General features: G+C 70.8%; 25 protein-coding genes and 5 tRNA genes. 18 read left to right on the forward strand and 12 right to left on the reverse strand.

Going from position 1 to position 26,734, the window contains the following annotated elements; all coding sequences use genetic code 11:
- Nucleotides 1-36: 36 nt before the first annotated feature.
- Nucleotides 37-1,389: a hypothetical protein gene (locus AC0693_RS27170; protein WP_478803133.1), complete on the forward strand. Its 1,353-nt coding sequence runs from the start codon at nt 37-39 to the stop codon at nt 1,387-1,389.
- 31 nt (nt 1,390-1,420) lie between these two features.
- On the opposite strand, the gene AC0693_RS27175 is transcribed toward AC0693_RS27170, so the two are convergent.
- Nucleotides 1,421-2,035 (reverse strand): YceI family protein, encoded by a 615-nt coding sequence (locus tag AC0693_RS27175; RefSeq protein WP_356412604.1) that lies wholly within the window; start codon nt 2,033-2,035, stop codon nt 1,421-1,423.
- 277 nt (nt 2,036-2,312) lie between these two features.
- Here AC0693_RS27175 and AC0693_RS27180 point away from each other — a divergent pair, with 277 nt between their 5' ends.
- The gene (locus tag AC0693_RS27180) at nt 2,313-3,896 is read left to right on the forward strand and encodes an acyl-CoA carboxylase subunit beta (protein ID WP_356412602.1); all 1,584 of its coding nucleotides are present in this window, start codon (nt 2,313-2,315) and stop codon (nt 3,894-3,896) included.
- Nucleotides 3,897-3,914: 18 nt separating this feature from the next.
- Complete coding sequence (locus AC0693_RS27185; RefSeq protein WP_356412600.1) at nt 3,915-4,118, forward strand: acyl-CoA carboxylase subunit epsilon; 204 nt, start codon at nt 3,915-3,917, stop codon at nt 4,116-4,118.
- A 112-nt stretch (nt 4,119-4,230) separates the two neighbouring features.
- On the opposite strand, the gene AC0693_RS27190 is transcribed toward AC0693_RS27185, so the two are convergent.
- The 8 genes from AC0693_RS27190 to AC0693_RS27225 all read right to left on the reverse strand — a co-directional run bounded on the left by AC0693_RS27190 (nt 4,231) and on the right by AC0693_RS27225 (nt 14,951).
- Nucleotides 4,231-4,818, reverse strand: coding sequence for a GTP-binding protein (locus AC0693_RS27190; protein ID WP_330332823.1), 588 nt, complete (start codon nt 4,816-4,818; stop codon nt 4,231-4,233).
- Nucleotides 4,799-5,377 (reverse strand): DUF742 domain-containing protein, encoded by a 579-nt coding sequence (locus tag AC0693_RS27195; RefSeq protein WP_356412598.1) that lies wholly within the window; start codon nt 5,375-5,377, stop codon nt 4,799-4,801. The genes AC0693_RS27190 and AC0693_RS27195 overlap by 20 nt, the downstream gene beginning before the upstream one ends.
- Before the next feature lie 93 nt (nt 5,378-5,470).
- On the reverse strand, nt 5,471-5,884 hold the full coding sequence (locus AC0693_RS27200; RefSeq protein WP_319722215.1) for a roadblock/LC7 domain-containing protein: 414 nt from the start codon (nt 5,882-5,884) through the stop codon (nt 5,471-5,473).
- Between the two features lie 10 nt (nt 5,885-5,894).
- Nucleotides 5,895-9,113, reverse strand: a complete 3,219-nt coding sequence (locus tag AC0693_RS27205; protein ID WP_478803134.1) for a sensor histidine kinase — start codon at nt 9,111-9,113, stop codon at nt 5,895-5,897.
- 292 nt (nt 9,114-9,405) lie between these two features.
- Nucleotides 9,406-9,993, reverse strand: coding sequence for a GTP-binding protein (locus AC0693_RS27210; protein WP_283459846.1), 588 nt, complete (start codon nt 9,991-9,993; stop codon nt 9,406-9,408).
- Nucleotides 9,974-10,369, reverse strand: coding sequence for a DUF742 domain-containing protein (locus AC0693_RS27215; RefSeq protein ID WP_354380051.1), 396 nt, complete (start codon nt 10,367-10,369; stop codon nt 9,974-9,976). The genes AC0693_RS27210 and AC0693_RS27215 overlap by 20 nt, the downstream gene beginning before the upstream one ends.
- A gap of 148 nt (nt 10,370-10,517) precedes the next feature.
- Entirely contained in the window at nt 10,518-10,931 is a 414-nt protein-coding gene (locus AC0693_RS27220) for a roadblock/LC7 domain-containing protein (RefSeq protein WP_008739864.1), read from the reverse strand.
- A gap of 9 nt (nt 10,932-10,940) precedes the next feature.
- Entirely contained in the window at nt 10,941-14,951 is a 4,011-nt protein-coding gene (locus AC0693_RS27225; protein WP_478803135.1) for a sensor histidine kinase, read from the reverse strand.
- 582 nt (nt 14,952-15,533) lie between these two features.
- Here AC0693_RS27225 and AC0693_RS27230 point away from each other — a divergent pair.
- The 9 genes from AC0693_RS27230 to AC0693_RS27270 all read left to right on the forward strand — a co-directional run bounded on the left by AC0693_RS27230 (nt 15,534) and on the right by AC0693_RS27270 (nt 19,571).
- The gene (locus AC0693_RS27230) at nt 15,534-15,728 is read left to right on the forward strand and encodes a hypothetical protein (RefSeq protein WP_478803136.1); all 195 of its coding nucleotides are present in this window, start codon (nt 15,534-15,536) and stop codon (nt 15,726-15,728) included.
- Nucleotides 15,729-15,895: 167 nt separating this feature from the next.
- Nucleotides 15,896-16,699 (forward strand): fumarylacetoacetate hydrolase family protein, encoded by an 804-nt coding sequence (locus AC0693_RS27235; RefSeq protein WP_356412590.1) that lies wholly within the window; start codon nt 15,896-15,898, stop codon nt 16,697-16,699.
- Nucleotides 16,692-18,167 carry a glutamate--tRNA ligase gene (gltX, locus tag AC0693_RS27240; protein ID WP_478803137.1) on the forward strand — a complete coding sequence of 492 codons (1,476 nt, stop codon included), beginning with the start codon at nt 16,692-16,694 and terminating at the stop codon, nt 18,165-18,167. Before AC0693_RS27235 ends, gltX begins: the two co-directional genes overlap by 8 nt.
- Before the next feature lie 77 nt (nt 18,168-18,244).
- Nucleotides 18,245-18,985: an HAD family hydrolase gene (locus AC0693_RS27245; RefSeq protein ID WP_478803138.1), complete on the forward strand. Its 741-nt coding sequence runs from the start codon at nt 18,245-18,247 to the stop codon at nt 18,983-18,985.
- A gap of 85 nt (nt 18,986-19,070) precedes the next feature.
- Nucleotides 19,071-19,142 (forward strand) — tRNA-Gln (locus AC0693_RS27250).
- Nucleotides 19,143-19,169: 27 nt separating this feature from the next.
- Nucleotides 19,170-19,242, forward strand: a tRNA-Glu gene (locus AC0693_RS27255).
- Between the two features lie 60 nt (nt 19,243-19,302).
- Nucleotides 19,303-19,375 (forward strand) — tRNA-Glu (locus AC0693_RS27260).
- A gap of 24 nt (nt 19,376-19,399) precedes the next feature.
- Nucleotides 19,400-19,471: transfer RNA gene (locus AC0693_RS27265), tRNA-Gln, on the forward strand.
- A 27-nt stretch (nt 19,472-19,498) separates the two neighbouring features.
- Nucleotides 19,499-19,571 (forward strand) — tRNA-Glu (locus AC0693_RS27270).
- Between the two features lie 185 nt (nt 19,572-19,756).
- Here the strand turns inward: AC0693_RS27270 and ndgR are convergent.
- Nucleotides 19,757-20,473, reverse strand: coding sequence for an IclR family transcriptional regulator NdgR (gene ndgR / locus AC0693_RS27275; RefSeq protein ID WP_073911130.1), 717 nt, complete (start codon nt 20,471-20,473; stop codon nt 19,757-19,759).
- A 119-nt stretch (nt 20,474-20,592) separates the two neighbouring features.
- On the opposite strand from ndgR, the gene leuC reads away from it, so the two are divergent.
- The 4 genes from leuC to AC0693_RS27295 all read left to right on the forward strand — a co-directional run bounded on the left by leuC (nt 20,593) and on the right by AC0693_RS27295 (nt 23,791).
- Nucleotides 20,593-22,020, forward strand: a complete 1,428-nt coding sequence (gene leuC, locus AC0693_RS27280) for a 3-isopropylmalate dehydratase large subunit (protein ID WP_356412585.1) — start codon at nt 20,593-20,595, stop codon at nt 22,018-22,020.
- A 2-nt stretch (nt 22,021-22,022) separates the two neighbouring features.
- Nucleotides 22,023-22,616 (forward strand): 3-isopropylmalate dehydratase small subunit, encoded by a 594-nt coding sequence (leuD, locus tag AC0693_RS27285; RefSeq protein ID WP_478803139.1) that lies wholly within the window; start codon nt 22,023-22,025, stop codon nt 22,614-22,616.
- A gap of 125 nt (nt 22,617-22,741) precedes the next feature.
- Entirely contained in the window at nt 22,742-22,969 is a 228-nt protein-coding gene (locus AC0693_RS27290; RefSeq protein WP_356412583.1) for an SCO5555 family protein, read from the forward strand.
- A 144-nt stretch (nt 22,970-23,113) separates the two neighbouring features.
- The gene (locus AC0693_RS27295; RefSeq protein ID WP_469318292.1) at nt 23,114-23,791 is read left to right on the forward strand and encodes an HU family DNA-binding protein; all 678 of its coding nucleotides are present in this window, start codon (nt 23,114-23,116) and stop codon (nt 23,789-23,791) included.
- A gap of 77 nt (nt 23,792-23,868) precedes the next feature.
- Here AC0693_RS27295 and AC0693_RS27300 read toward each other — a convergent pair whose 3' ends face one another.
- Both AC0693_RS27300 and cofC read right to left on the reverse strand, forming a co-directional pair.
- The gene (locus tag AC0693_RS27300; RefSeq protein WP_356412581.1) at nt 23,869-24,075 is read right to left on the reverse strand and encodes a hypothetical protein; all 207 of its coding nucleotides are present in this window, start codon (nt 24,073-24,075) and stop codon (nt 23,869-23,871) included.
- Nucleotides 24,076-24,106: 31 nt separating this feature from the next.
- Entirely contained in the window at nt 24,107-24,793 is a 687-nt protein-coding gene (gene cofC, locus AC0693_RS27305; RefSeq protein WP_478803140.1) for a 2-phospho-L-lactate guanylyltransferase, read from the reverse strand.
- 180 nt (nt 24,794-24,973) lie between these two features.
- Between cofC and AC0693_RS27310 the strand changes: the two genes are divergently transcribed.
- Complete coding sequence (locus AC0693_RS27310; protein ID WP_469318295.1) at nt 24,974-25,726, forward strand: lysophospholipid acyltransferase family protein; 753 nt, start codon at nt 24,974-24,976, stop codon at nt 25,724-25,726.
- On the forward strand, nt 25,723-26,733 hold the full coding sequence (locus AC0693_RS27315) for an NAD(P)H-dependent glycerol-3-phosphate dehydrogenase (RefSeq protein WP_356412576.1): 1,011 nt from the start codon (nt 25,723-25,725) through the stop codon (nt 26,731-26,733). Before AC0693_RS27310 ends, AC0693_RS27315 begins: the two co-directional genes overlap by 4 nt.
- Nucleotide 26,734: the final 1 nt, after the last annotated feature.

Here is a 26,734-nt window from a genome sequence, read left to right on the forward strand (position 1 = left end):
ACACGGGAAACGACCGGTTCGGGTACCGTCGGGACCATGAGGACCAGGCTGATATCCGCGCTCTCCGGTCTGCTGCTGGCCCTGTCCGCGACGGCCCTCGTGGCCGCGCCCCAGGCCGCCGCGGCCACCGGTCCGGCCGCCGTGGCGGAGGCCCTCAAGAAGGGCTCGGTCTACGTCGACCCCCGCGCCGAGGCGCAGCTGCCCCCGGGCCGGGCGGACGCCCTGGCGAAGAAGATCAGGGACGCGGGCAAGCCGGTGTTCGTCGCGGTGCTGCCCGCCACCGCCGAGTTCCCGGCCGCCACCGTGCTCCGCACGGTCCGTACAGAGACCGGCATCACCGGGCTGTACGCGATCCGCCTCGGGGACGGCTTCAACGCCGCGGCCGACCGCACGGTCATGCCGGTCAACGCGGTCCGCAACCTCACCGACGCCGTCAAGGCGGGCGGTCCCCTCGACGCGGCCACCCAGCTCGACACCTTCGTCGACCAGGCCCTGTCCCAGGTCAAGGGCCGCGCCCCGGCCTCCTGGGGCGGCTCGGAATCCGGTGACACGGGCGGGTCCGGCGCGCTGATCGGCCTCGGCGCGGTGGCGCTGGTGGGCGGCGGCGGCGCGTACGTCCTGGTCCGCCGCAACCGCAAGAAGCGGGAAGAGGAGGAGCGCGAGGCGATCCGCAGGCTCTCGGTGGTCGTCGACGAGGACATCACGGCCTTCGGCGAGGAGCTGGACCGGCTCGACTTCCACCCCGGAGAGCCCGGCGCCGACGACGCCATGCGCACGGACTACGCACAGGCCCTCGACTCGTACGAGCGGGCCAAGCAGATCATGGCCTCGGTGCGGCATCCCGAAGAGGTCCGGGGCGTCACCCAGGCGCTGGAGGACGGCCGCTTCGCGCTGGCCTCGCTCGACGCGCGCCGGCAGGGCAGGCCCGTGCCCGAGCGCCGTCCGCCGTGCTTCTTCGACCCGCGCCACGGCCCGGGCACCGAGGACGCGCAGTGGGCCCCGGCGGGCGGGGCCGCGCGCACCGTCCCGGTCTGCGCGGCGGACGCGGTGCGGCTGCGCGAGGGGCGGGACCCGGCGGTCCGTACGGTCGACACCGAGCACGGCCCGCGTCCGTACTACGACGCCGGCCCGGCCTACGGCCCCTGGGCCGGCGGGTACTTCGGCGGCGGCATGCTGCCCGGTCTGCTCATGGGCACGATGCTCGGTTCGATGATGATGTCCGGTCCCGCCTACGCCTCCGACACGGGAGGCGGTTTCGACGGCGGGGACGTCTCCGGCGCCGACTTCAACCCGTCCGACTTCAGCGGGGGAGACTTCGGGGGAGGCGGCGGCTTCGACGGTGGTGGCGGGTTCGACGGTGGCGGCGGCTTCGGCGGCGGGGACTTCTAGTCCCGGCCGCCGGTTCCGGCCGCCCGCGGCATCAGGCCTGCTTGATCGCGGAGATGTCGAAGGTCAGCTTGACCTTGTCGCTGACCATCACGCCACCGGCCTCCAGGGCGGCGTTCCAGGTCAGGCCCCAGTCGGAGCGCAGGATCGTGGCGGAGCCCTCGAAGCCGACGCGCTCGTTGCCGTAGACGTCCGTGGCGGAGCCGTTGAACTCCAGGTCGATCGAGAGCGGCCGCGTGACGTCCTTGATCGTCAGGTCGCCCGTGATGCGGTAGGTGTCGCCGCCGAGGGCCGCCGCTGCGGTGGAGCGGAAGGTCATCAGGGGGAAGGCCTCGGCGTCGAAGAAGTCGCCGGAGCGCAGGTGGCCGTCGCGGTCGGCGATCCCGGTGTCGACGGAGGCGATCGTGACGTCGATGGAGGCGGTGGAGCGGCTGGGGTCCGCGCCGTCCAGGTGCAGCACGCCCTCGTGCTCGGCGAAGGTGCCGCGGACGTTGGTCACCATGGCGTGGCGGACCGTGAAGCCGATGCTGCTGTGGGCGGGGTCGATCACGTAGTCACCGGTGAGCGCGGCGAGGGCGGGGTCCACCTCGAGGGTGGCGACGGCGGTGGTGGCGGTGGTGTTCTCGCTGCGGCGGGTGAAGATGCCCATGACTCGCTCCTTGGTCGCGGCCCCCGGCGGGAGCCCTTCGCGTCGAAGTAGTTGTTTAACCTTCAACGAGATTGACAGTAGACCCGTTCTGTTCAAATTTCAACATCTAGCCCACCGGTCACCGCTCTTTTGTCGTATTTCCACAACGGACGACGGCCCCAGCTGGTGGAGTCCTCGCATGACGGGCGCCTTCTGTCCGGGCCGCACAGCGGATCGGGCCGGAGACTGTGCGGAACCAACGGAGGGTTTTGGGGGGTCGGCTTCGTAAGGTCAGTACATGACCGTTGTGGACCAGACTTCGAGCGAGCCGACGGACACCCGTGGCCGTGTGGCCGAGTTGCACGCCCTGCGCGAGCAGGCGCGGCGCGGCCCCAGTGACCGTGCGACCGAGGCGCAGCACGCCAAGGGCAAGCTGACGGCGCGGGAGCGGATCGCGCTCCTGCTCGACGAAGGGTCCTTCAAGGAGGTCGAGCAGCTGCGTCGGCACCGGGCCACCGGGTTCGGCCTGGAGGCCAAGAAGCCCTACACCGACGGTGTGATCACGGGCTGGGGCACGGTCGAGGGCCGGACGGTCTTCGTCTACGCGCACGACTTCCGGATCTTCGGCGGCGCCCTGGGCGAGGCCCACGCGACGAAGATCCACAAGATCATGGACATGGCGATCGCCGCGGGCGCTCCGCTGGTGTCGCTGAACGACGGCGCGGGCGCCCGTATCCAGGAGGGCGTCTCGGCGCTCGCCGGCTACGGCGGCATCTTCCAGCGCAACACCCGCGCCTCGGGCGTCATCCCGCAGATCTCCGTGATGCTCGGCCCGTGCGCGGGCGGCGCCGCCTACTCCCCGGCGCTGACGGACTTCGTGTTCATGGTCCGCGACACCTCGCAGATGTTCATCACCGGTCCCGACGTGGTCCGCGCGGTGACCGGCGAGGAGATCACCCAGAACGGACTCGGCGGCGCGGACGTGCACGCCGAGACCTCCGGCGTCGCGCACTTCGCGTACGACGACGAGGAGACCTGCATCTCCGAGGTCCGCTACCTGATCTCGATGCTGCCCTCCAACAACCGGGAGAACCCCCCGGTCCATGAGAGCGCCGATCCGGCCGACCGCCGCTCGGACGTCCTGCTGGACCTGGTGCCCGCGGACGGCAACCGCCCGTACGACATGATCAAGGTCATCGAGGAGCTCGTCGACGAGGGCGACGTCCTGGAGATCCACGAGCGCTGGGCCCGCAACATCATCTGTGCGCTGGCCCGGATGGACGGGCAGGTCGTCGGCATCGTCGCCAACCAGCCCGGTCACCTGGCGGGCGTGCTGGACATCCACGCCTCCGAGAAGGCGGCCCGGTTCGTCCAGCTGTGCGACGCGTTCAACATTCCGATCATCACGCTGCTGGACGTCCCCGGCTTTCTGCCGGGCGTCGACCAGGAGCACGGCGGGATCATCCGCCACGGCGCGAAGCTGCTGTACGCGTACTGCAACGCGACCGTCCCGCGGATCTCGCTGATCCTGCGCAAGGCGTACGGCGGCGCGTACATCGTGATGGACTCCCAGTCCATCGGCGCCGACCTCACCTACGCCTGGCCGACCAACGAGATCGCGGTCATGGGCGCCGAGGGCGCCGCCAACGTGATCTTCCGCAAGCAGATCGCGGACGCCGAAGACCCCGAGGCGATGCGTGCCCGGATGGTCAAGGAGTACAAGTCCGAGCTGATGCACCCGTACTACGCGGCCGAACGCGGTCTCGTCGACGACGTCATCGACCCCGCAGAGACCCGCGAGGTCCTCGTCAGCGCCCTCGCCATGCTCCGCAACAAGCACGCCGACCTGCCGTCCCGCAAGCACGGCAACCCGCCGCAGTAAGAAGTGAAGGAGACCTGCATGAGCGTTACCGCCGACACCGTGCTGCGCGTCGAAAAGGGCCACGCCGAGCCCGAGGAGCTGGCCGCGATCACCGCGATCCTGCTGGCCCGCGCCGCCGCCGCCCCCGAGGCAGGCCCGGCCCACCGCACCGGCTCCACCGCCGGCTGGCGCCGCCTGGAGCGCACCCCCGGCTTCCGCGCCCCGCACAGCTGGCAGGGCTAGGCCGCTTCGTAGCCCCGCCGCCCGGCCGGTCCGCGCACCGCGCGCCGTGACCACGTGAAAAGCCCCCCGCACTCCTTCGAGTGAGGGGGGCTTTCGCGTGCGGTCCGGCCGCTCAGCGCAGGCGGGCCATCAGCGCGTGCTCGACCAGAGTGATCAGGGCACTCTTGGCGTCGGCGCGGTGGCGGGCGTCGGTGGTGATGATCGGCGCGTCGGGCCCGATCTGCAGGGCCTCGCGGACCTCTTCGGGGGTGTAGGGCTGGTGTCCGTCGAAGCCGTTCAGGGCGATGACGAAGGGGAGGCCGCTGTTCTCGAAGTAGTCGACCGCGGGGAAGCAGTCGGCGAGACGGCGGGTGTCGACGAGCACGACGGCGCCGATGGCGCCGCGCACGAGGTCGTCCCACATGAACCAGAAGCGGTCCTGGCCCGGCGTACCGAAGAGGTACAGGATCAGGTCCTGGTCCAGGGTGATGCGGCCGAAGTCCATGGCGACCGTGGTGGTCGTCTTGTCCCCGGTGTGGGTGAGATCGTCGATCCCCGCGGAAGCGGATGTCATCACGGCTTCGGTGCGCAGCGGGTTGATCTCGGAGACGGCACCCACGAACGTGGTCTTGCCCACGCCGAAGCCACCCGCCACCACGATCTTCGCGGAAGTGGTGGAGCGTGTCGCTCCGCCACCGCCGCTAGAGCTTGCGAAGTCCACTGAGCACCCTTTCGAGCAGTGTCACGTCTGGCTGACCGCCGGCGGATTCGTCCCCGCCGGGCTGATGGATGGCGACAAGGCCCGCCTCCGCCAGGTCGGCGACGAGGATTCGGGCGACGCCGAGGGGGATGGAGAGGAGAGCCGAGATCTCGGCGACCGACTTGATCTCGATGCAGAGCCGGCAGATGCGCTGGTGCTCGGGCAACTGCCCTTGCAGGCGCGTGGGATCGGCCGTGGTGCTGACCAGTGCCTCGATGGCGAGCTGGTAGCGGGGCCGGGTCCGGCCGCCGGTCATGGCGTACGGACGCACCAGCGGGTTGTGCGCCTTGGGGGCCGGCGGCTGCGAAGGCCGCTGCGGCTGCTGGTGCTGCTGCGGTGGCGTGTACGGCTGCTGCCGCTGCGGAGCCTGCGAGGGCATGCCGTAGGGCTGCTGCGGGTAGGGCTGGTGCTCCGGCGCGGGCCGGCTGGGGGAGGAAGGGAAGTTGAAGCGGTTCTGGTCGTGCCCACCCTGCGGCTGCTGCGCGCCGCCATAAGGATGTCCTCCGTGGGGTGTTGTCACGTTTCCTCCTCCGACTCCAAGAACGCAGTACTCCCTGTGGAACCGCGCCACCGCACCCTATGGTGCGATGGCGCGAAACGCACTGCCTGTTTGCTAGTTGAGAAGACTGCCCTGCAGCTCCGCGCGCAGGTCCGGGGTGAGGACACTGCCCGCCCGGTCCACGAGGAGGGCCATCTCGTAGCCCACCAGGCCGATGTCGCACTCGGGGTGCGCGAGCACCGCGAGGGACGATCCGTCGGACACCGACATCAGGAAGAGGAACCCGCGGTCCATCTCCACGACCGTCTGGTTGACGGCGCCGCCCTCGAAGATGCGGGAGGCGCCGGCGGTCAGCGAGGTCAGTCCGGAGGCCACGGCCGCCAGCTGGTCGGCGCGGTCCCGCGGGAAGCCTTCCGACATGGCCAGAAGGAGGCCGTCGGCGGAGACCACCACCGTGTGGGACACCCCGGGGGTGTTGTCCACGAAGTTCGTGATCAACCAGTTCAGGTTCTGTGCCGCCTGGCTCATCGGGCTCACACTAACGCTCCTGGTCATAGCTGTTACTTGACTGCTCCGAACCCGCACTGCGTCCCTGCTCGACACCGCGGCGCAGATTGCTCAGCCTGCCGCGGACGTCCTCAGGGGCGCGGGAGACCTGTGGGCCGCCCTGCGGGGTCGATTCCGCCGCACCCTCGACCAGGTTGGCCTTGGGTACCCGCCGAGGGAGACCGGACGGGGTGACCCCGCCCGCCTTCGGCTCCTTGAGCTTTCCGGCCTGCTGCCAGCGCTCGTCGTTGCGCGAACGCCAGGACTCGGGACCTTCCGCCTCCTCCGGCGCCGACTCCGTCGCGGCGGGCTGCTGCTGTCGCTGCGGCCGCTGCTCGAAGAGGGATCCGGTGGACTCCGTTTCCTGCTGTGCCGGCTGCCACTGCTGCTGGCTGCCACGACGCGGCAGGCCCGCTCCGGTCAGTTGGTGACCGTTGTCGGCAGCGGTGTCCGGACGGTCGAAGCCTACGCGCTCCGGGGCCTGTCCGGCACCGGAGGGTGATTCCGATTCGGTCCCGTAATCCTGCTGGTAGGCAGCCGGATACGTGTTCTGTTCCGGCCACTCCGCCTGCTGGGGCTGGGCATCGTAGCCAGTGGCGTAGGACTGCTCGCCCTGCTGCTGGTCCTGGTACCCGGCTTCCGGATAGGCGTAACCATCCTGCGGGTACGCCTCGTATCCGCTCTGCTGGGGGTAGCCGTCCGGGGTCTCGTACGCAGCCGCGTCGTAGCTCTGTTCGGGCTGCTGCTCGTACCCCTGGTACGGCTGGTAGCCGTGTTCCGGCTGGGGTTCCGCATACTCCTGCGCCCGCGCCTGCTCCTGGGCCTGCTGCGGGTAGCCGACCTGCGCCTCCAGCGCGGCCCGGCGTTCCTCGCGGCTCAGTGAGCGGCCCACCGGGTCCAGCTCGCGCGGGGCGCCGTCCTGGCCCTCGTCCGGGGAGGCGGGGCGGCGGTCGTACTGCGAGTCGTCGAAACCGAGTTCGGCGGCCGTGCGCAGCGGAGCGCTCTGCTGGAGCTGGTGCTGCTCCGGAACGATCCGGGAGACCGTGAAGTCGTCGTCGGGTATGCCCTCGCCGCCACCACCGTGGGTGATCGCTTCCGGGAGCATGACCAGCGAGGTGGTACCGGCCTGCTCGCCCGAGGGGCGCAGCTGGACCCGGATGCCGTGCCGGTCCGACAGCCGCCCGACCACGAAGAGGCCCATGCGCTGCGAGATCGCGGCGTCCACGGTCGGCGGGTTGGCCAGCTTGTGGTTGATGTCCGCGAAGTCCTCGGCGGTGAGGCCGATGCCCTTGTCGTGGATCTCGATCATGACGCGGCCGTCGGGCAGCCGGGTCGCGTTGACGCGGACCTTGGTCTGCGGGGAGGAGAAGGTGGTGGCGTTCTCCAGCAGCTCGGCGAGCAGGTGCACGAGGTCGGTCACGGCCTGGCCGTGGATCTCCGCCTCGGAGACCCCCGACAGCTCGATGCGCTCGTACTGCTCCACCTCGGAGGAGGCGGCGCGCAGGACGTCGACCAGCGGGACCGGCTGGTCCCAGCGGCGGCCCGGTTCCTCACCCGCGAGGATGAGGAGGTTCTCGCCGTTGCGGCGCATACGGGTGGCCAGGTGGTCCAGCCGGAAGAGGTTCTCCAGCTGGTCCGGGTCGGCCTCGTTGTTCTCCAGGTCGGTGATGAGGGTCAGCTGGCCCTCGATCAGCGACTGGTTGCGCATGGAGAGGTTCGTGAAGATCGCGTTGACGTTGCCCCGCAGGAGCGCCTGCTCGGCGGCGAGCCGGACGGCTTCCCGGTGGACCTGGTCGAAGGCGCGGGCGACCTCGCCGATCTCGTCCTGGGAGTCGATCGGGATCGGCACCACGCGGGTGTCGACCTTGCCCGGGTCGGTCCGCGAGAGCTGGTCGACGAGCATCGGCAGGCGCTGCTCGGCGATGTCGAAGGCCGCGCTGCGCAGGCGGCGCATCGAGCGGCCCATCTGGCGGGCCATCATGCCGGCCAGGATGAAGGCGGCGAGCAGGGCCACGACCACGATGGCGCCGTTGGTGATCGCGGCGTTGCGGGCGTCGTCGGAGATGACGATGGTGTCCTGGACGGCCTTGTCGAGGAGGTCCTTCTCGATCTCGGCGTATCCGTCGAACTTCGCGGTGGCGGCGGCCTGCCAGGCCTGCGGGGTGGTGCCCTCCGCGGCGAGCTTGGTGTTCTTCGCACCGCTGGCTATCGCCTCGGTCATGCCGGTGAGGGCGGAGCCGTTGACCACGGGCGGGGCCTTGAAGGGGGTCCCGGCCTGCTGGGCCTGCGTCTGGGCCTCCGCGAGCTTGGCGGCGCCGAGGGCGGACCGCTTGCCCATGACCTCCTTGAGCTTGTCCGTGTCCTCCTCGGTGCCGGCGGAGACGTACTCGCCGATCGCGATCTCTTCGAGGTAGGCGTAGGAGGAGAAGGCCACCAGCTGGGCCTTGCGGACGTCCTCGCTCTCGTTCGGGCGGACCAGCAGGTGGGTGCCCACGGAGCGCTGGAGCGAGTTCGCGGCCTTGGACAGCTCGATCGCGTAGACCATGCGGCCGTAGCTGGTGATGTTCCCGGTGCCCAGACCCAGTTCGTTGGAGAACGACATGAGGTTGTGCTGGACCAGGACGTAGCCCTCTTCGGTCGGGATGGGCCCGGCCGACTTGGGGAGGTCCTTCTTCGCGGTCTCCGGAGCGGCGTAGGCGGTCTTGCGGATCACCTCGAGCTTGGGCTCCTCCTCCTGGAAGAGCTGCAGGCGCCGTTCCAGGCCCTTCTTGGGCGGCATGTCCTTGACGGCGTCGGCGAACTTCGCCCTGGCCGCGTCGGTCGCCGCGTAGGCCTTGGTGACGACCTCGCTGCTGCGTTCGCCCTTGAGGAGGGGGCCGGCGGTGAGGTCGCGCTCGTTCAGCAGCGCCTGGCCGTATTCGGCCGCCGCCTGGACGATGCGGGCCGTCTTCTCGGCGTCCTTCGCCTCGTTCCAGGTGTCGATGGAGCCCTTCACCTGGAAGCCGCCCATGACCAGTCCGACGAGGACGGGGACGAGCAGGATGGCGTTCAGCTTGGTGGGCACGCGCCAGTTGCGGGGCGCGAACCTGCTGGTGCTGCCACCGCCGACGGGCGCGTCGACGGGAACGTCGAAGGACGCCCCCGCGCGCGGCGGCGGGGTGAAGTTGCCACGCGCGGGTTCCTCCGCGGGGCTCGAATTGCTTCGCCTCACTCGACCAACAACCTCTCGGCGGTGCTACTAGCTAGTTCATTGATTCCAGCACGGTTAACGGCCGTGTTCCAAACAGTTGAATCCGGCCATACCCAGGGCCTTATGCCCCGCATAAACCGGACATAAAGAGCAACCGACGGGATAACCGGGGCGAGTTGTGAGCGCAGTGGTACCGCCCGAACGCACGCTGTGTCCAGCGGAGGCCAATTCTCTGTCGAAACGTTATGAAAAGAGAGGGCGGGCCGTGTCGTAGGACACAGCCCGCCCTGAAACCTCGAAGACGGCACGGGTGTTACTTCAGGCGCGCCATCAGCGCGTGCTCGACCAGCGTGATCAGCGCGCTCTTGGCGTCCGCGCGGTGGCGGGCGTCGGTCGTGATGATCGGCGCGTCGGGACCGATCTGCAGCGCTTCGCGGACCTCTTCGGGGGTGTACGGCTGGTGCCCCTCGAAGCCGTTCAGCGCGACGACGAAGGGGAGGCCGCTGTTCTCGAAGTAGTCGACCGCGGGGAAGCAGTCGGCGAGACGGCGGGTGTCCACCAGCACGATCGCGCCGATGGCGCCGCGCACGAGGTCGTCCCACATGAACCAGAAGCGGTCCTGGCCCGGCGTACCGAAGAGGTACAGGATCAGGTCCTGGTCCAGGGTGATGCGGCCGAAGTCCATGGCGACCGTCGTGGTCGTCTTGTCCCCGGTGTGGGTCAGGTCGTCGATGCCGGCGCTCGCGCTGGTCATCACGGCCTCGGTGCGCAGCGGGTTGATCTCGGAGACGGCACCCACGAACGTGGTCTTGCCCACGCCGAAGCCACCCGCCACCACGATCTTCGCGGAAGTGGTGGAGCGGGTCGCCCCGCCACCGCCGCTAGAGCTTGCGAAGTCCACTGAGCACCCTTTCGAGCAGCGTTACATCCGGCGTGCCGCCGGCCTCTCCATTGCCCGGCTGGTGGATGGCCACCATTCCGGCCTCCGCCAGGTCGGCGACGAGGATCCGGGCGACACCGAGCGGCATCGACAGCAGCGCGGACACTTCCGCGACCGACTTGACCTCGCGGCACAGTGTGCAGATGCGCTGGTGCTCGGGAAGCAGGCCCGACAGGTGCATCGGATCGGCGGTGGTGCTGACCAGTGCCTCTATGGCGAGCTGGTAGCGGGGCCGGGTCCGGCCACCGGTCATCGCGTAGGGGCGGACCAGCGGCTGGTCGCCTTCCGAGTACGACGGGTCGCCGTACGCATCGGAATAGGCGGGGGGCGGGGTCATGAATCCTCCGGGCTGGACAGCAGTGGTCAACGTGCCGTCCGACGGGGCCGGTGGGGGGACGGGATGACGGCCGAGCGGCGGTACTGGTTTCCGGGGCGGGGCCCCGGTTTCCCGGCCGGCAGTACCCGCCGGCCGGGAGACGTGGGCGTCAGATCAGGAGGCTGCCCTGCAGCTCCGCGCGCAGGTCCGGGGTGAGGACGCTGCCCGCGCGGTCCACGAGGAGGGCCATCTCGTAGCCCACGAGGCCGATGTCGCACTCGGGGTGTGCGAGCACGGCCAGCGAGGATCCGTCGGACACGGACATGAGGAAGAGGAACCCCCGGTCCATCTCCACCACGGTCTGGTTGACGGCGCCGCCCTCGAAGATGCGGGAGGCGCCGGCGGTCAGCGAGGTCAGCCCGGAGGCCACCGCGGCGAGCTGGTCGGCCCGGTCGCGGGGGAAGCCCTCGGACATGGCCAGAAGGAGGCCGTCGGCGGAGACCACCACGGTGTGGGACACCCCTGGGGTGTTGTCCACGAAGTTCGTGATCAACCAGTTCAGGTTCTGTGCCGCCTGGCTCATCGAACTCAACTATCGCTCCTGCTGGTAAGTGGGGTCGATGTGGTAACTGCCGGTCGCCGGACCGGTGGTGCCGGCCTGACGGCCCTGCTGGATACCGCGCCGGAGGTTGGTGAGCCGACCGCGGACGTCGTCCGGGGCGCGCGAGACCTGCGGTCCCGCCTGGGTCTCGGCCTGCTGCTGGGCGGTCCCCGCGACCAGGTTGGCGCGGGGCACCCGGCGGGGCAGGCCCGAGGTGGTGATCCCGCCCGCGGCGGGCTGGCGCACGCGCTCGGCCTGCCGCATCAGCTCGTCGTTGGGGGACGAGCGCCAGCTCACCGTGGGCGAGCCGGGCGCGGGGGTCTGCGCGGGCTGCTCGGCCGCACGCTCCTGGCCGCGCTGCGGCAGCGGCTGCTGCGGGGCGGCCGGGACCGGCGTGGGGCCGGTCGTCGGCAGACCCTGCTGCGGCTGCTGGGGTACGGCCGGTGCCTGCCCGGGGGGCTGCTCGCCCTCCTGGCGGAACCAGTTCGACTCCAGGTTGTCGAAGAGCGGGGTCCGGCCGTCACCCAGCTGCTGGGCCGGGGGCAGCGCCTCCGGCCGACGGGAGCGGGGCAGCGCGGCCTCGGCGCGGGCGCCCGCTGCGGGCTCCCCGAGTGGCTGCTGCGGCTGCTGGACCGGGTACTGCTGCGGGTCCTGCCGGCCGGCCTGGTCGCCGTACCCGCCGACACCGGGACCGCCGGTCCGCGGCGCCGCGAAGTCGGGCCGCGCGAACTGGCCGGTGCCGGAGGGGTCCTGCGACCCGCGGATGTCGGCCCGCTCGAACTGGCCGGTCCCGGACTGCGGGACCTCGGGGCGGGCGAACTGGCCGGTGGACGCGGGGTCCTGGCCGCCGGGGAACTCCGGACGGGCGAACTGGCCCGTGGTGGAAGGGTCCTGGGCGCCGGGGAAGCCGGGGCGGGCGAACTGCCCGGTGGCGGAGGGATCCTGGGCGCCGCGCAGGTCCGGCACGGCGAACTGGCCGGTGGACGCGGGGTCCGGGTAGCCGCCGGTGCCGGGGCGGGCGAACTGGCCCGTCGTGGAGGCGCCGTCGGAGCCCGGCATCGGGCCGTTGAAGTCCGGGCGGGCGAACTCGGCCGTCGAGCCGGGACCCTGGACCTCGTCGTGCCCGCGCGGTACGTCCTGACCGCCGCGGCGGCCCGGGTCCGCGCCCCAGCTGGTGGCCGGCGGGAGCCCCGCGGACGCGGCGGTGCCGGCGCCCGGAAGCTCCGGGCGCGGCGCGCCACCGCGCGGCGGCAGCTGCGGCCGCACCCGCGGGGTCACGGGACCGTTCTGGCCGGGACCGGCCTGGCCCGGCGCCTGCGGCTGCGGGCGCTCGAAGCCGCCGTTGCCCTGCGGGCCGCCGGGCGGGGTGCCCGGGCCGAAGGGGTCGTTCTGCGGGAAGGCGGCGGTACCGGACTGCGTGGCACCGGCCGGGGCGCCGCCCGGACGGCCCTGGGGGCCTGCGGCCGCACCGCGTCCGGCCACCGGGGCACCGGCACCGAAGGCGTTCGGGCCCTGCGGGGCCTGACCGCGGCCGGGCTGCTGCTGGCCCCGGCCGCCCTGCTGGCCCTGCTGTCCCTGGGGACGCTGCGGGCCGGAGTTCTCGCGACCGGGCAGCGCGGCGCGCTGACCGCCGCCGGCGACCTGGCCGCGCTGCGGGGCCGCGCCCACCGGGGAACGTCCGCCCTGACCCGCGCCCGCGCCCTGCTGGCCGGCCGCGCCCGGGAGGCCCTGGCCGCCCTGGCCCGCCATCGGAGCGGGCTTCTTGCCGCCCTGGGCCACATCGACCGGGAGCATGACGAGTGCCGTCGTACCACCGGAGTCGGAGGGGCGCAGCTGGATGCGGATGCCGTGTCGCAGGGACAGCCGGCCGACCACGAACAGACCCATGCGGCGCGAGACCGAGACGTCCACGGTCGGCGGCGACGCGAGCCGCTCGTTGATCGCGGCCAGGTCCTCGGGGGACAGGCCGATGCCGGTGTCGTGGATCTCGACCAGCACGCGGCCGTCGGGCAGCGCGTGACCGGTCACCTTGACCTTGGTCTGCGGGGAGGAGAACGAGGTGGCGTTCTCCAGCAGCTCGGCGAGCAGGTGCACGAGGTCGTTGACCACGCGGCCGGCGACGTCGGTGCCGGGCACCGACGAGAGCTCGATGCGCTCGTACTGCTCCACCTCGGACGCCGCGGCGCGGAGCACGTCGACGAGCGGGACGGGGCGGGTCCACCGGCGGCCCGGCTCCTCGCCCGCGAGGACGAGGAGGTTCTCGCCGTTACGGCGCATGCGGGTCGCGAGGTGGTCGAGCTTGAAGAGCGAGGACAGCTGGTCCGGGTCGGCCTCGCGCGACTCCAGCTCGGAGATGAGCGAGAGCTGGCGCTGGATGAGGCCCTGCGAGCGGCGCGAGAGGTTGGTGAACATCGCGTTGACGTTGCCCCGCAGGAGGGCCTGCTCGGCGGCGAGGCGGACGGCCTCGCGGTGCACGTCGTCGAAGGCCGCGGCCACCTGGCCGATCTCGTCGCGCGAGTGCACGCCGACCGATTCCACGGAGGTGTCGACGTCCTGCGGGTCGGTCTCGGAGAGCTGCTTGACCAGCTCGGGCAGACGTTCCTGGGCGACCCGGGTCGCGGTGTCCTGGAGGCGGCGCAGCGAGCGGATCATCGAGCGGGCCATGACGAAGGCGCCGACGAGCGAGACGCCGAGGACGAGGAGGATCAGCGCACCGTTGATGATGGCGTCCTGCTGCGACTCGGTCTTGAGCTCGCGGGCCTTTTGCTCCATGTCGTCGAGCAGGGTCAGCTCGATGACCTTCATGGCGGCGAGCTTGGTGTCGTCGTTGTCGTACCAGTCCATCCAGGAGCGGTTCTTCTCCTTGGAGAACTGGCCCTCGGTGGTCAGCACGCGGCGGGCGTAGTGGTCGGCGGTGCCGATCTCGCTGTTGCCGTCGCCGAGCGACTGGAGGAGCTCCTCGGGCTTGCCCTGGTAGACGAGTTCGAACGTCTTCTTCGCCTGGCTCTCGCCGCGCTGGGCGGCCAGGGCGTACAGGCGGTCGTTCTCGCTCAGCTTGCCGGGCTTGTCACCGGTCTCGGGGAGCGCCGCGGCGATGACCGCGCGCTGGATCGAGGCGTACTCCTTGGCGGAGGAGAAGGCCGCCAGGGCGCGCGTGCGCTTGATCATCTCCGGGCTGGAGGTGGCCTGGGCCATGTCCTGGGAGAGCGAGAGCAGCGAGACGATCAGACCGTTGTACTCGGAGACGGTCTGCTGGGCGCTGTTCTGGTACGCCTTCTTGCGGATGTCCTCGATGCCGGCGAGCTGGCGGCCGATCTGCAGGACGTTGTTGCGGATCGACTTGAGGGTGTCGTCCTTGTCCTCGGCGCTGTCGATCTTGTCGGTCGCGCTGGCGAAGGCGGTCGCCGCGGCGTCCGTCTGGTCGCGCACGCCCTCGACCAGGCTGTTCGCCGGGGCGGGGGCGCCGCCCTGGTTCGCGGCCTGGGCTGCCTTGGCGACCGAGAGCGGACCCGCCGACTTGTCGCGCTCCTCCTGGAGCGCGGCGGCCAGGTTGGTGGCCTGGCGGGTCATCGTCGTCAGCAGCTGCATGTGGTCCAGCTGCGCGATGTCGTTCATCGAGTCGTTGATGCGGAAGCCACCGAGCGTGGTGGCGGCGACGACCGGCAGGGTCAGCAGCGACACCAGTCGCGTGCTGATGCGCCAGTTCTGCAGGGCGAGCCGGGAACCGGGCCCACTGGGGGCCTTCGGTATCGCCTGGTCCCGCTCGGCGGACTCCTCCAGGGCGGTGGTGCCGCTCGCCTGGGCTTTGGCCTTCGCCTTCGCCGCCTTCGGGCTCTTGCCCCGGCCCTTCGCCTTACCGGCGGGGGGCGCGGCGGGGCCGCCCGTGCCGCCGGCAGCCGGCCCGTGGTTCTGGGCGTGCTGGGGCGAGGAGCCACGGTCGGTCCCGCTGCGCGGCTCCTGCTCCGCCGCAGCGCTGCCATCCCTCTTGAAACGTCCCTGCACTAGCTCGCAACCTCTGGACCAGGCGTCCCTCCGGGCGACCGGTGGGACGGTGTCGAGTCGTGGGGCACTGACGGCCCCATGGTGGTCGTCGGTGACCGGCGCGTCTCCCTCTCCGTGCCGCCGCGCTCGGCGCTGGGTCGCGCCGCTTGCGCGCCGGCTGATTCCCGCGGCGGTCCCGCGAATTCCAGCACAGTGCCGGATCTCCAACAAGGTGCGAGGGTTCCTGCGGAGCATTGGTGACGGCTTGTGACAGAGGTGCTACCGGATGTGGGGCCGCTTTCGGGAGGAACCGGACTTTGGCTGTGTAATCGCTATGACCCACCCGGTGTCCCAGTCGCGATGATCGGGAGCGGAATGGCGCATTCAGTGGCGCAATGTCCGTTTCGGGCCCGTGGTTTGACTGACCGTAATGCCCGTAATGCCCGGGCACGGGTGAGCAAACTCACACAGCCGTGGCCATTACTTCTCCGTTCTCCGGGGGATTCAGATGTTTAGCCTGGCCCTTTACAGGGATGGCACGCCCGACAACCGGCGCCCACGAGGTGCGTCCGGCCCACACCGACCGAGGGTTCCGATACTCCGATGAGTACGCAGAAGACGACCATGATGTTCCGCAACATAGCCAACCCGCGCCGCACCACCCTCGCGCACCTGAAGGACGCCGAGGAGCTGCAGGAGGTTCTGACGCCGGAACACTCGGTCGACCTGCCCACCCAGACCGCGAACCCGCGCCGCACCATCCTGATGGACGCCCCGGTGGCCCCCGCCGCGCAGTAGACCGGCCGCCGCGGACCGCGCCCCGCGCACCCGTCCGCGGCACGGCGCGCTGGCCGCGCCCCGCGCCGACCGAGCGAAGTGCCCCGGTCCGCCGCGTTAGCCTGGGGTCCGCAGACCACGGCCCACACGGGCCAGCCAGCGGACGGACAGAGGGGCAGACGCAACACGTGCGCATCGCCAGGTTCTCGATCGACGGAAATGTCGCCTTCGGCGCGGTCGAGGGCGACGCCGCCCCCGGCGCCGAGGGCGGTCTCGTCCTCGACATCATCAAGGGCATCCCGTACGGGGACTTCGAGCTGTCGGGGACGAAGGTGCCGCTGGACCCGTCCTCCCGGGACCGGGTCCGGCTCCTCCCGCCCGTGCTGCCCAGCAAGATCGTGGCGATCGGCCGCAACTACGCGGCGCACGCCGCGGAGCTGGGCAACGAGGTGCCCGACGCCCCGATCACCTTCTTCAAGCCCTCCACCTCGGTGGTGGGCCCGGGCGACCCGATCGCGTACCCCTCCTTCTCCCAGGACGTCCACCACGAGGCCGAGCTGGCCGTGGTGATCGGCCGCATGTGCCGCGACGTCCCGCGCGAGCGCGTCAAGGACGTCATCCTCGGCTACACCTGCGCCAACGACCTCACCGCGCGCGACGTCCAGCAGCGCGAGAAGCAGTGGGCCCGGGCCAAGGGCTTCGACGGCGCCTGCCCCCTCGGCCCCTGGATCGAGACCGACCTGGACCCGGGCGACCTGGCCGTCCAGTGCACCGTGAACGGCGAACAGCGCCAGCTCGGCCGCACCAGCGAGATGGTCCGCTCCGTCGAAGACCTGATCGTGCACATCACCGAGGCCATGACGCTGCTCCCGGGCGACGTCATCCTCACGGGGACCCCGGCCGGAGTCGGACCCCTCAACGTCGGCGACGAGGTCGCCGTCACCATCGAAGGCATCGGCACTCTCACCAACAAGGTGATCAAGCGTGACTAACGGACCCGTCCGCGTACGTTTCTGTCCCTCCCCGACCGGCAACCCGCACGTGGGCCTGGTCCGGACGGCCCTCTTCAACTGGGCGTTCGCCCGCCACCACGGCGGCGCCTTCGTCTTCCGCATCGAGGACACCGACGCGGCCCGCGACTCCGAGGAGTCCTACCAGCAGCTGCTCGACTCGCTGCGCTGGCTCGGCTTCACCTGGGACGAGGGCCCGGAGGTGGGCGGCCCGCACGCCCCGTACCGCCAGTCCGAGCGCATGGACATCTACGCGGACGTCGCGAAGAAGCTCAAGGACGGCGGCTACGCCTACGACTGCTACTGCACCACGCAGGAGCTGGACGCACGCCGCGACGCAGCCCGCGCCGCCGGCAGGCCCTCCGGCTACGACGGCACCTGCCGCGAGCTGAGCGCGGAGCGGGTGGCGGCGTACCAGGCCGAGGGCCGCTCCTCGATCGTCCGCTTCCGGATGCCCGACGAGCCGATCACCTTCACCGACCTGGTCCGCGGCGAGCTGACCTTCACCCCGGAGAACGTGCCGGACTTCGGCATCCTGCGGGCCAACGGCGCTCCGCTGTACACCCTGGTCAACCCGGTCGACGACGCGCTGATGGAGATCACGCACGTGCTCCGCGGCGAGGACCTGCTCTCCTCCACCCCGCGTCAGATCGCGCTCTACGGCGCACTGATCGAGCTGGGCATCGCCAAGGCGGTCCCGGCCTTCGGCCACCTGCCGTACGTCATGGGCGAGGGCAACAAGAAGCTCTCCAAGCGCGACCCGGAGAGCTCGCTCAACCTCTACCGCGAGCGCGGCTTCCTCCCCGAGGGCCTGCTGAACTACCTCTCGCTCCTCGGCTGGTCCTTCTCCAAGGACCAGGACATCTTCTCGATCGAGGAGATGGTGGCGAAGTTCGACATTCCGGACGTGAACGCGAATCCGGCGCGCTTCGACCTCAAGAAGGCCGAGGCGATCAACGCCGACCACATCCGCCTGCTCGACCCGAAGGCCTTCGCCGACGCCTGCGCCCCCTGGCTGCGCGCCCCGCACGCCAACTGGGAGCCCGAGGACTTCGACGCCGAGGCCTGGGCGGCCATCGCGCCGTACGCCCAGACCCGGGTCACCGTCCTGTCGGACATCACCGCCAACGTCGACTTCCTGTTCCGCAAGGAGCCGGTCGAGGACCAGGCGTCCTGGGACAAGGCGATGAAGGGCGAGCCCGCGGCCCTGCTGACCACCGCCCGCGCGAACCTGGAAGCGGCCGACTGGAGCGACCCCGAGTCCCTCAAGCAGGCCGTCCTGACCGCCGGCGAGGCCCACGGTCTCAAGCTCGGCAAGGCGCAGGCCCCGGTCCGCGTCGCGGTCACCGGCCGCACGGTCGGTCTGCCCCTCTTCGAGTCGCTGCAGATCCTGGGCAAGGAGAAGTCGCTGGCCCGCATCGACGCGGCCCTGGCGAAGCTCGCCGCGTAGGTCCCACCTCTCACCTCTCCGGGGGCGGCAGCCGTAAAGGCCGCCGCCCCCGGGGCGTTGCGGCGTAGGGTCGGAGCATGCGGATACGCGCGGTGCTGTGGGACATCGACGACACGCTCTTCGACTACACGGGGGCCGACACGGCCGGGCTCCGGGTCCACCTGGAGCGCGAGGGGATCGCCGGGCGGTACGGGGCCCCGCACGAGGCGCTGGCGCTGTGGCGGGAGTGCACCGAGCGGCACTGGGCGCGCTTCGCCGCCGGGGAGTGCGACTTCCGGGAGCAGCGCCGCGACCGGGTGCGGGACTTCCTCGGGCGGCCCGCCCTGGACGGCGCGGAGGCCGACGCGTGGTTCGGCCGGTACGTCGAGCACTACAAGGCCGCCTGGGTGGTCTTCCCCGACGTGGTGCCCGTACTGGACGCGCTGGCCGGCACGCACCGGCACGGGGTGCTCTCCAACTCCTCCTTCGCCAACCAGGACCCCAAGCTGCGCGACCTGGGTCTGCGCGAGCGCTTCGAGGTGCTCCTGTGCGCCGCCGAGCTGGGGGTCAGCAAGCCCGAGGCGGCGGCCTTCCTGGTGGCATGCGCGGCGCTGGGGCTGGAGCCCGGCGAGGTTGTCTACGTCGGCGACCAGCCGGAGATCGACGCGCGCGGGGCACGCGACGCGGGGCTGACGGCGGTCTGGCTCGACCGGGACGAAGGCCCAGGTCGGGGGCGTGGCCCGGGACCGGAGGGGGTGCACCGGATCACCGGTCTCGCACAGCTTCCGGCCCTGCTGGCCGGGGATACCCGTTTTGGAGCACGGTCAGGCATCCGGTAATGTTCTTTCTGCGCCGCCGGTGCGGGCCGCAAGGCCGGAACGGAAGCGCAACCCAAACAAACCCCCTCAGGGGGTTGTGTTTTGGTGGGCTATAGTGTAATTGGCAACACGAGGGTTTCTGGTTCCCTTATTCTAGGTTCGAGTCCTGGTAGCCCAGCGCAGTGCAGAAGTAACGCAGTGCTTTGCCCCCGTTGTGTAGCGGCCTAGCACGCCGCCCTCTCAAGGCGGTAGCGCCGGTTCGAATCCGGTCGGGGGTACAGATCCTTCCCGCGAGATCTCCAGGGTCGCACCCGGACTCTTGACGCAGGATCGCTAGGGCCCCCGTTGTGTAGCGGCCTAGCACGCCGCCCTCTCAAGGCGGTAGCGCCGGTTCGAATCCGGTCGGGGGTACTGTCTAGCTGGTCTAGACCACTATGGGCTATAGTGTAATTGGCAACACGAGGGTTTCTGGTTCCCTTATTCTAGGTTCGAGTCCTGGTAGCCCAGCGCAGTGCAGAAGTAACGCAGTGCTTTGCCCCCGTTGTGTAGCGGCCTAGCACGCCGCCCTCTCAAGGCGGTAGCGCCGGTTCGAATCCGGTCGGGGGTACAGGAAGAAGAGGCCCTCCGCGATCATCGCGGAGGGCCTCTTCGCTGTTTCCCGGGGTCGTTCGTTTTCCCGGAGCTCTCCGGCCGGGCATGCGTGGGGCCCGGAGGCGCGCGTTCGGACGTGTGCGGCGTCGTACGCGCCCCCGGGCCCGGGGGAGTGGAGGGGCGGAGGTGTGGCGGGACCGGTCAGCCGGAGCGGCGCAGCGCCTCGCTCAGCCGCGCGGCCGCGTCGATGACGGCCTGCGCGTGCATGCGCCCCGGGTGCCGGGTCAGCCGTTCGATCGGGCCGGAGACCGATACGGAGGCCACCACCCGGTTCGAGGGGCCGCGCACCGGCGCCGAGACGGAAGCCACGCCGGGCTCCCGCTCGCCGATCGACTGGGCCCAGCCCCGGCGCCGTACGCCGGACAGGGCCGTGGCCGTGAACCGCGCGCCCTGCAAACCGCGGTGGAGCCGCTCGGGCTCCTCCCAGGCCATCAGGATCTGCGCGGCCGAACCGGCCTTCATCGGGAGCGTGGAGCCGACCGGGACGGTGTCCCGCAGGCCCGACAGCCGTTCCGCCGCCGCCACGCAGATGCGCATGTCGCCTTGACGCCGGTAGAGCTGCGCGCTCTCACCCGTCACGTCACGGAGGTGCGTGAGCACCGGTCCGGCCGTGGCCAGCAGGCGGTCCTCGCCGGCCGCGGCGGCGAGTTCCGCCAGCCGCGGTCCGAGGATGAACCGGCCCTGCATGTCCCTCGCCACCATCCGGTGGTGTTCCAGTGCCACGGCAAGGCGATGTGCCGTGGGTCGTGCGAGCCCTGTCGCCGCGACCAGCCCGGCGAGGGTGGCCGGACCGGACTCCAGTGCGCTCAGTACCAGAGCTGCCTTGTCGAGAACGCCGACGCCGCTAGAGTTGTCCATGAAACGATATTCGCGTCTCACACTGTGAAACGCAAGTTCAATTTTTCCAAGAACCAGCGAGTCTGTATGTACGGGTCCACGAACCACGGGGTCCGGGACGGTGAGCCGGAGGGAAAGCGATGGGTAGGACACTCGCGGAGAAGGTCTGGGACGACCATGTCGTCCGGCGCGCCGAGGGCGAGCCCGACCTCCTCTACATCGATCTGCACCTGCTGCACGAGGTGACCAGCCCCCAGGCCTTCGAGGGTCTGCGGCAGGCGGGCCGCCCGGTGCGGCGCCTCGACCTCACCATCGCCACCGAGGACCACAACACCCCGACCCTGGACATCGACAAGCCCATCGCCGACCCGGTCTCCCGGGCCCAGCTGGAGACGCTGCGCAAGAACTGCGCGGAGTTCGGCGTCCGGCTGCACTCGCTGGGCGACGTGGAGCAGGGCGTCGTCCACGTGGTGGGACCGCAGCTGGGCCTGACCCAGCCGGGCACCACCGTGGTCTGCGGCGACTCGCACACCTCCACCCACGGCGCCTTCGGCGCGCTGGCCTTCGGCATCGGCACCAGCCAGGTCGAGCACGTCCTGGCCACCCAGACCCTGCCGCTGGCCCGCCCCAAGACGATGGCGATCACCGTCGAGGGCGACCTGGCCGAGGGCGTCACCGCCAAGGACCTGATCCTGGCGATCATCGCCCGCATCGGCACCGGCGGCGGACAGGGCTACATCCTGGAATACCGCGGCGCCGCCATCGAGCAGCTGTCGATGGAAGCCCGCATGACGATCTGCAACATGTCGATCGAGGCCGGCGCCCGCGCGGGCATGATCGCCCCGGACGCCACCACGTTCGCGTACCTCAAGGGCCGCGACCACGCCCCGGTCGGCGCGGACTGGGACGCGGCGGTCGCGTACTGGGAGACGCTGCGCTCGGACGACGACGCGGTCTTCGACGCCGAGGTCGTCATCGACGGCACCACGCTGGCCCCCTTCGTGACCTGGGGCACCAACCCGGGCCAGGGCGCGCCGCTGTCGGCCAACGTCCCCGATCCGGCTTCGTACGAGGATGCTTCGGAGCGCAACGCCGCCGAAAAGGCGCTGGAGTACATGGGGTTGACCGCCGGGCAGCCGCTGCGCGACATCCGGGTCGACACCGTCTTCGTAGGTTCCTGCACCAATGGCCGCATCGAGGACTTGCGCGCCGTGGCCGGCATCATCGAGGGCCGCAAAGTCGCCGAGGGCGTACGGATGCTGGTCGTCCCGGGTTCGGTCCGGGTCGCCCTCCAGGCCGTGGCGGAGGGCCTGGACAAGGTCTTCAAGGACGCCGGCGCCGAATGGCGGCACGCGGGCTGTTCGATGTGCCTGGGCATGAACCCCGACCAACTGGCCCCTGGTGAGCGCTCCGCGTCCACCTCCAACCGCAACTTCGAAGGCCGGCAGGGCAAGGGCGGACGCACCCACCTGGTCTCCCCGCAGGTGGCCGCGGCCACCGCGGTGCTGGGCCATCTGGCCTCCCCCGCCGACCTGACCGACGCCACCGCGACCGCCGGAGCCCGATAACCATGGAAGCCTTCACCACCCACACCGGCCGGGCCGTGCCGCTGCGCCGCAGCAACGTGGACACCGACCAGATCATCCCGGCCCACTGGCTGAAGAAGATCACCCGTGACGGGTTCGAGGACGGCCTCTTCGAGGCCTGGCGCAAGGACCCGGCGTTCATCACGAACCAGCCGGAGCGCGCGGGCGCCAGCGTCCTGGTCGCCGGTCCCGACTTCGGCACCGGTTCCTCCCGCGAGCACGCCGTCTGGGCCCTGCAGAACTTCGGCTTCAAGACCGTGATCTCTTCGCGCTTCGCCGACATCTTCCGCGGGAATTCCCTCAAGAACGGTCTGCTGACGGTGGTGCTGCCGCAGGAGGCGGTCGACCGTCTGTGGGCGCTGACCGAAGCCGACCCCACCGCCGAGATCACGGTGGACCTGGTCGCCCGACAGGTCCGAGCCGAGGGCGTCGTGGCCGAGTTCGAACTCGACGACAATGCCCGGTGGCGTCTTCTGGAGGGTCTGGACGACATCTCCCTCACCCTTCAGAACGAAGGGGACATCGCGACCTACGAAAGCGGCCGGCCCCACCACAAGCCGCGCACGATTCAGGCCTGATCAGCGCTTATTCAGCCGGGGTGAACTCGCCCCGGTTCCCGTGCCCCCCGCCTTCCGGCGGGGGGCACGCGCGTTTGTTGAGGCCCCATGAGGCGACAACTCGCCCCAGATGGCACAATCTGTGCATGGACCGCGACAGTCAACTCGAGCTCTACGGACTTGTCGCGGACCGGCTGAAAGAAGCGCACACAAGGGTGCGCTCGCTGCAAGTCCCAGAGGGCGTAAGGATGGCGCTGTCTCGGAAGCTGTTGGTCGCCACGGCAGCGGCGAAGCACGATCTCGCCGATGCGGCAAGGCGCCTGGACAGGTTGATGAAGGACCTCGACGAGGGTCGATTCCCTGAAGGCGACTGATGCGAAGGAACTCCGTAACGGCCTACATCGTTGCGGCACTAGGGTGATTAGCCCGTTTCGTGTTTGATTTGCGGTATATATCCGCCTAACGTGCGAAATAAGCTTGAACACATTCGTTCTGGCGAAGTCTCCGAAGGGGAAGACGTGAACAAGGCGCAGCTCGTAGAAGCGATTGCCGACAAGGTGGGCGGCCGCCAGCAGGCCGCGGACGCCGTCGACGCGGTGCTCGACGCGATCGTCCGCGCGGTGGTCGCCGGCGACCGGGTCTCGGTCACGGGCTTCGGCTCGTTCGAGAAGGTCGACCGCCCGGCCCGCTACGCCCGTAACCCGCAGACGGGTGAACGCGTCCGGGTCAAGAAGACCTCGGTTCCCCGCTTCCGCGCGGGCCAGGGCTTCAAGGACCTGGTCAGCGGCACCAAGAAGCTGCCCAAGGGCGGCGAGGTGTCGGTCAAGAAGGCGCCCAAGGGCAGCCTCACCGGCGGCGCTTCCGCGACGGTCAAGAAGGCCGCGGCCAAGAAGGCCACCACCGCCAAGAAGGCGGCCGCGAAGTCCACGGCCGCCAAGAAGACCACGGCGAAGAAGACCACCCCCACGGTGGTCAAGAAGTCGGCCGCGAAGTCCACGGTCGCGAAGAAGGCCACCCCGGCCGCCAAGCAGGCCAGCGCGGCCAAGAAGGCCACGGCGACCGCCAAGAAGGCGGCCCCCACGGCCAAGAAGACCGCCCCCGCGGCCAAGAAGGCCACCGCCGCGACGAAGGCTCCGGCGAAGAAGACGGCGACGCGCAAGGCCACCGCGAAGAAGACCACCGCCCGCAACAAGTAAGCGGGCGACGTCACACACGTCGGGCCGGCCCCCACGGAGGGGGTCCGGCCCGCGGTGCTGTCCGGACCCGGACGGCCCTATACGAAGGTCTGCAGGGTGATCAGGGTGATGCGCAGCCGCGCGCCCTCGCCCTCGGTCTCGATCCGCACCCGCTGCCCGGCGCGCAGCAGCCGCAGGCCGCCCGCGTCGAACGCCGCGGCCTCGAAGGGCACCGGAGTGCCGTCGTCCAGCAGCACACTTCCGCCGCGGGTCTGGGAGTCGTAGGTGAACGCCGTTGCCTGCATGAGCGCAGCTTAGAGGCTCGCCGCGGAGCGGTCACCGGACGTCGGGGCGCACCGCCGGCGCCCCGGCCGGCAGCCGGGCGCCGCAGCGGGCCGTGTACGGGCCCACGCCCAGCAGCAGCGCCTCGCGCAGGTCCGCCGCCGTATCCACGTCCCGCCGCACGCTGTCGACCCCGCGCAGCCCGATTTCCACCGCCCCCGAAGCCGAATGCCGGGACCGCGACGGGCCCCCGAACGCGGGTGACAATTCCGCGTCCGGCGCGGCGGAAAGCAACGTCGTCCCGATTCCTGCCGCATCCGCCAGGAATGCCCGGGGAAATACCGCCGCGTTTTCGAGCACCCGTAGCAATTCCGCCGGCCGCAGCGCGGGCAGGTCCGCGTTCATCGCGGCCACCGCCGCCCCCGCCCGCCGGGCCCGTACCGCCCGCGCGCCGTGGGCCAGCGCGGCGTTGAGCCCGGCGGCCGGGCGGTCCGGGACGATCCGCGCGCCCAGCGCGGCCAGTTCCGCCCCGGCCAGCGGGTCGTCCGTGACGACCACCACATCCCGGACCGCCGCGCAGGCCAGCGCCGCCGCCACCGTGTCCTGCGCGAACGCCAGCGCGAGCCCGGGCCGGCCGGCCCCGGCCGCCGCCGCCAGGCGGCTCTTGGCCACGGACAGCGGCTTGAGCGGGATCACCAGGCTCCAGACGGCGTTCGTGGCCGGCCCCTTCCCCGTGGACATGTCATGGACGCGTTCTCGCACACACGTCGGCCCATTGTCACCCCCTCCCGGGCAGCCCGGCGGCCCGGTGCCGCGAGCGGGGCGTACGGTGTTCTCGACAGAGACCGGACCTGGGGAGAGACTTGTCCGGGCCCGGCCGGGTGCCGACGCCGCGCACCGGTCCTAGAGGAAGGTGTCCGAGTGTCCCGCCGCAGAATCGGCTTCTGGTACCGCCTGGCGGCGGTCATCGCGAAACCGCCGCTGGTAGTGCTGTTCAAGCGGGACTGGCAGGGAATGGAGCACATTCCGGCCGAGGGCGGATTCATCACCGCCGTCAATCACAACTCGTATCTGGACCCGCTCTCCTACGCGCACTTCCAGTACAACACCGGCCGGGTGCCGCGATTGCTCGCGAAGGCCGCCCTCTTCAAGGTGCCGATTGTCGGTTCCATCCTGCGCGGCTCCGGACAGATCCCGGTCTACCGGGAGACCACGAACGCCCTGGACGCATTCCGGGCCGCCGTGGCCGCGATCGAGCGCGGTGAATGCGTGGCCTTTTACCCGGAGGGCACCCTCACCCGCGATCCCGACCAGTGGCCGATGGCCGGCAAGACCGGCGCCGCCCGGGTGGCCCTGCTGACGCAGGCCCCGGTCATCCCGGTGGCCCAGTGGGGCGCGAACCTCGCGGTGCCGCCGTACGCCAAGAAGAACAGGGTCCGGCTCTTCCCGCGCAAGACCCTCCAGGTGCTGGCCGGACCGCCCGTGGACCTCACCGCGTTCTACGGCCGGGAACCCACGCCGGAGGTCCTCAAGGCGGTCACCGAAGTCATCATGGCGGCCATCACGGAGCTGCTGGAGCAACTGCGCGGAGAGACCGCTCCCGCGCAGCCGTACGACCACCGCAAGGCCAGGGTGGAACAGCGGCGCAAGGCCGCGGGGGAGGGCGAGAAGTGACGCGTACCGTCAAGGCGGCCGTGTTCGGAACCGGCTCGTGGGGCACCGCCTTCGGTATGGTGCTCGCCGACGCCGGCTGCGAGGTGGTCCTGTGGGGCCGCCGCGCCGAGGCGGTCGACGCCATCAACACCGGCCGGTCCAACCCGGACTACCTCCCCGGCGTCGCCCTGCCCGACAACCTGCGCGCCACCACCGACGCCGCCGAGGCCGCCCGGGACGCCGACTTCGTCGTCCTCGCGGTCCCTTCGCAGACCCTGCGCGGCAACCTCGCCGCGTGGGCCCCGCTGCTGCCCGCCGACTCCGTGCTCGTCTCCCTGATGAAGGGCATCGAACTCGGCAGCGCCAAGCGGATGAGCGAGGTCATCGAAGAGGTGGCCAAGGTCCCCTCCGCCCGCGTCGCCGTGGTCACCGGGCCCAACCTCGCCCGGGAGATCGCTGCCCGGCAGCCCGCCGCCGCCGTCGTCGCCTGCGTCGACGAGGCCGTGGCCCAGCGCCTCCAGGCCGCCTCCCACACCCCGTACTTCCGCCCGTACACCAGCACCGACGTCATCGGCTGCGAGCTGGGCGGCGCCGTCAAGAACGTCATCGGGCTCGCCGTGGGCATCGCCGACGGCATGGGCCTCGGCGACAACACCAAGGGCTCCCTGATCACCCGCGGGCTGGCCGAAGCCACCCGGCTGGGGCTGGCCATGGGCGCCGACCCGCTCACCTTCTCCGGCCTCGCGGGCCTCGGCGACCTGGTCGCCACCTGCTCCTCGCCGCTCTCGCGCAACCACACCTTCGGCACCAACCTCGGCCGCGGGATGACGCTGGAGGAGACCATCGCGGTGACCAAGCAGACCGCGGAGGGCGTCAAGTCCTGCGAGTCGGTGGCCGATCTGGCCCGCCGCCACGGAGTGGACATGCCCATCACGGACACCGTGGTCGACATCGTCCACCACGGCAAGCCGCCGCTGGTCGCGCTGAAGGAGCTCATGGGACGCAGCGCCAAACCGGAACGGCGCTGAC

This window comes from Streptomyces sp. NPDC043876 (assembly GCF_056435825.1).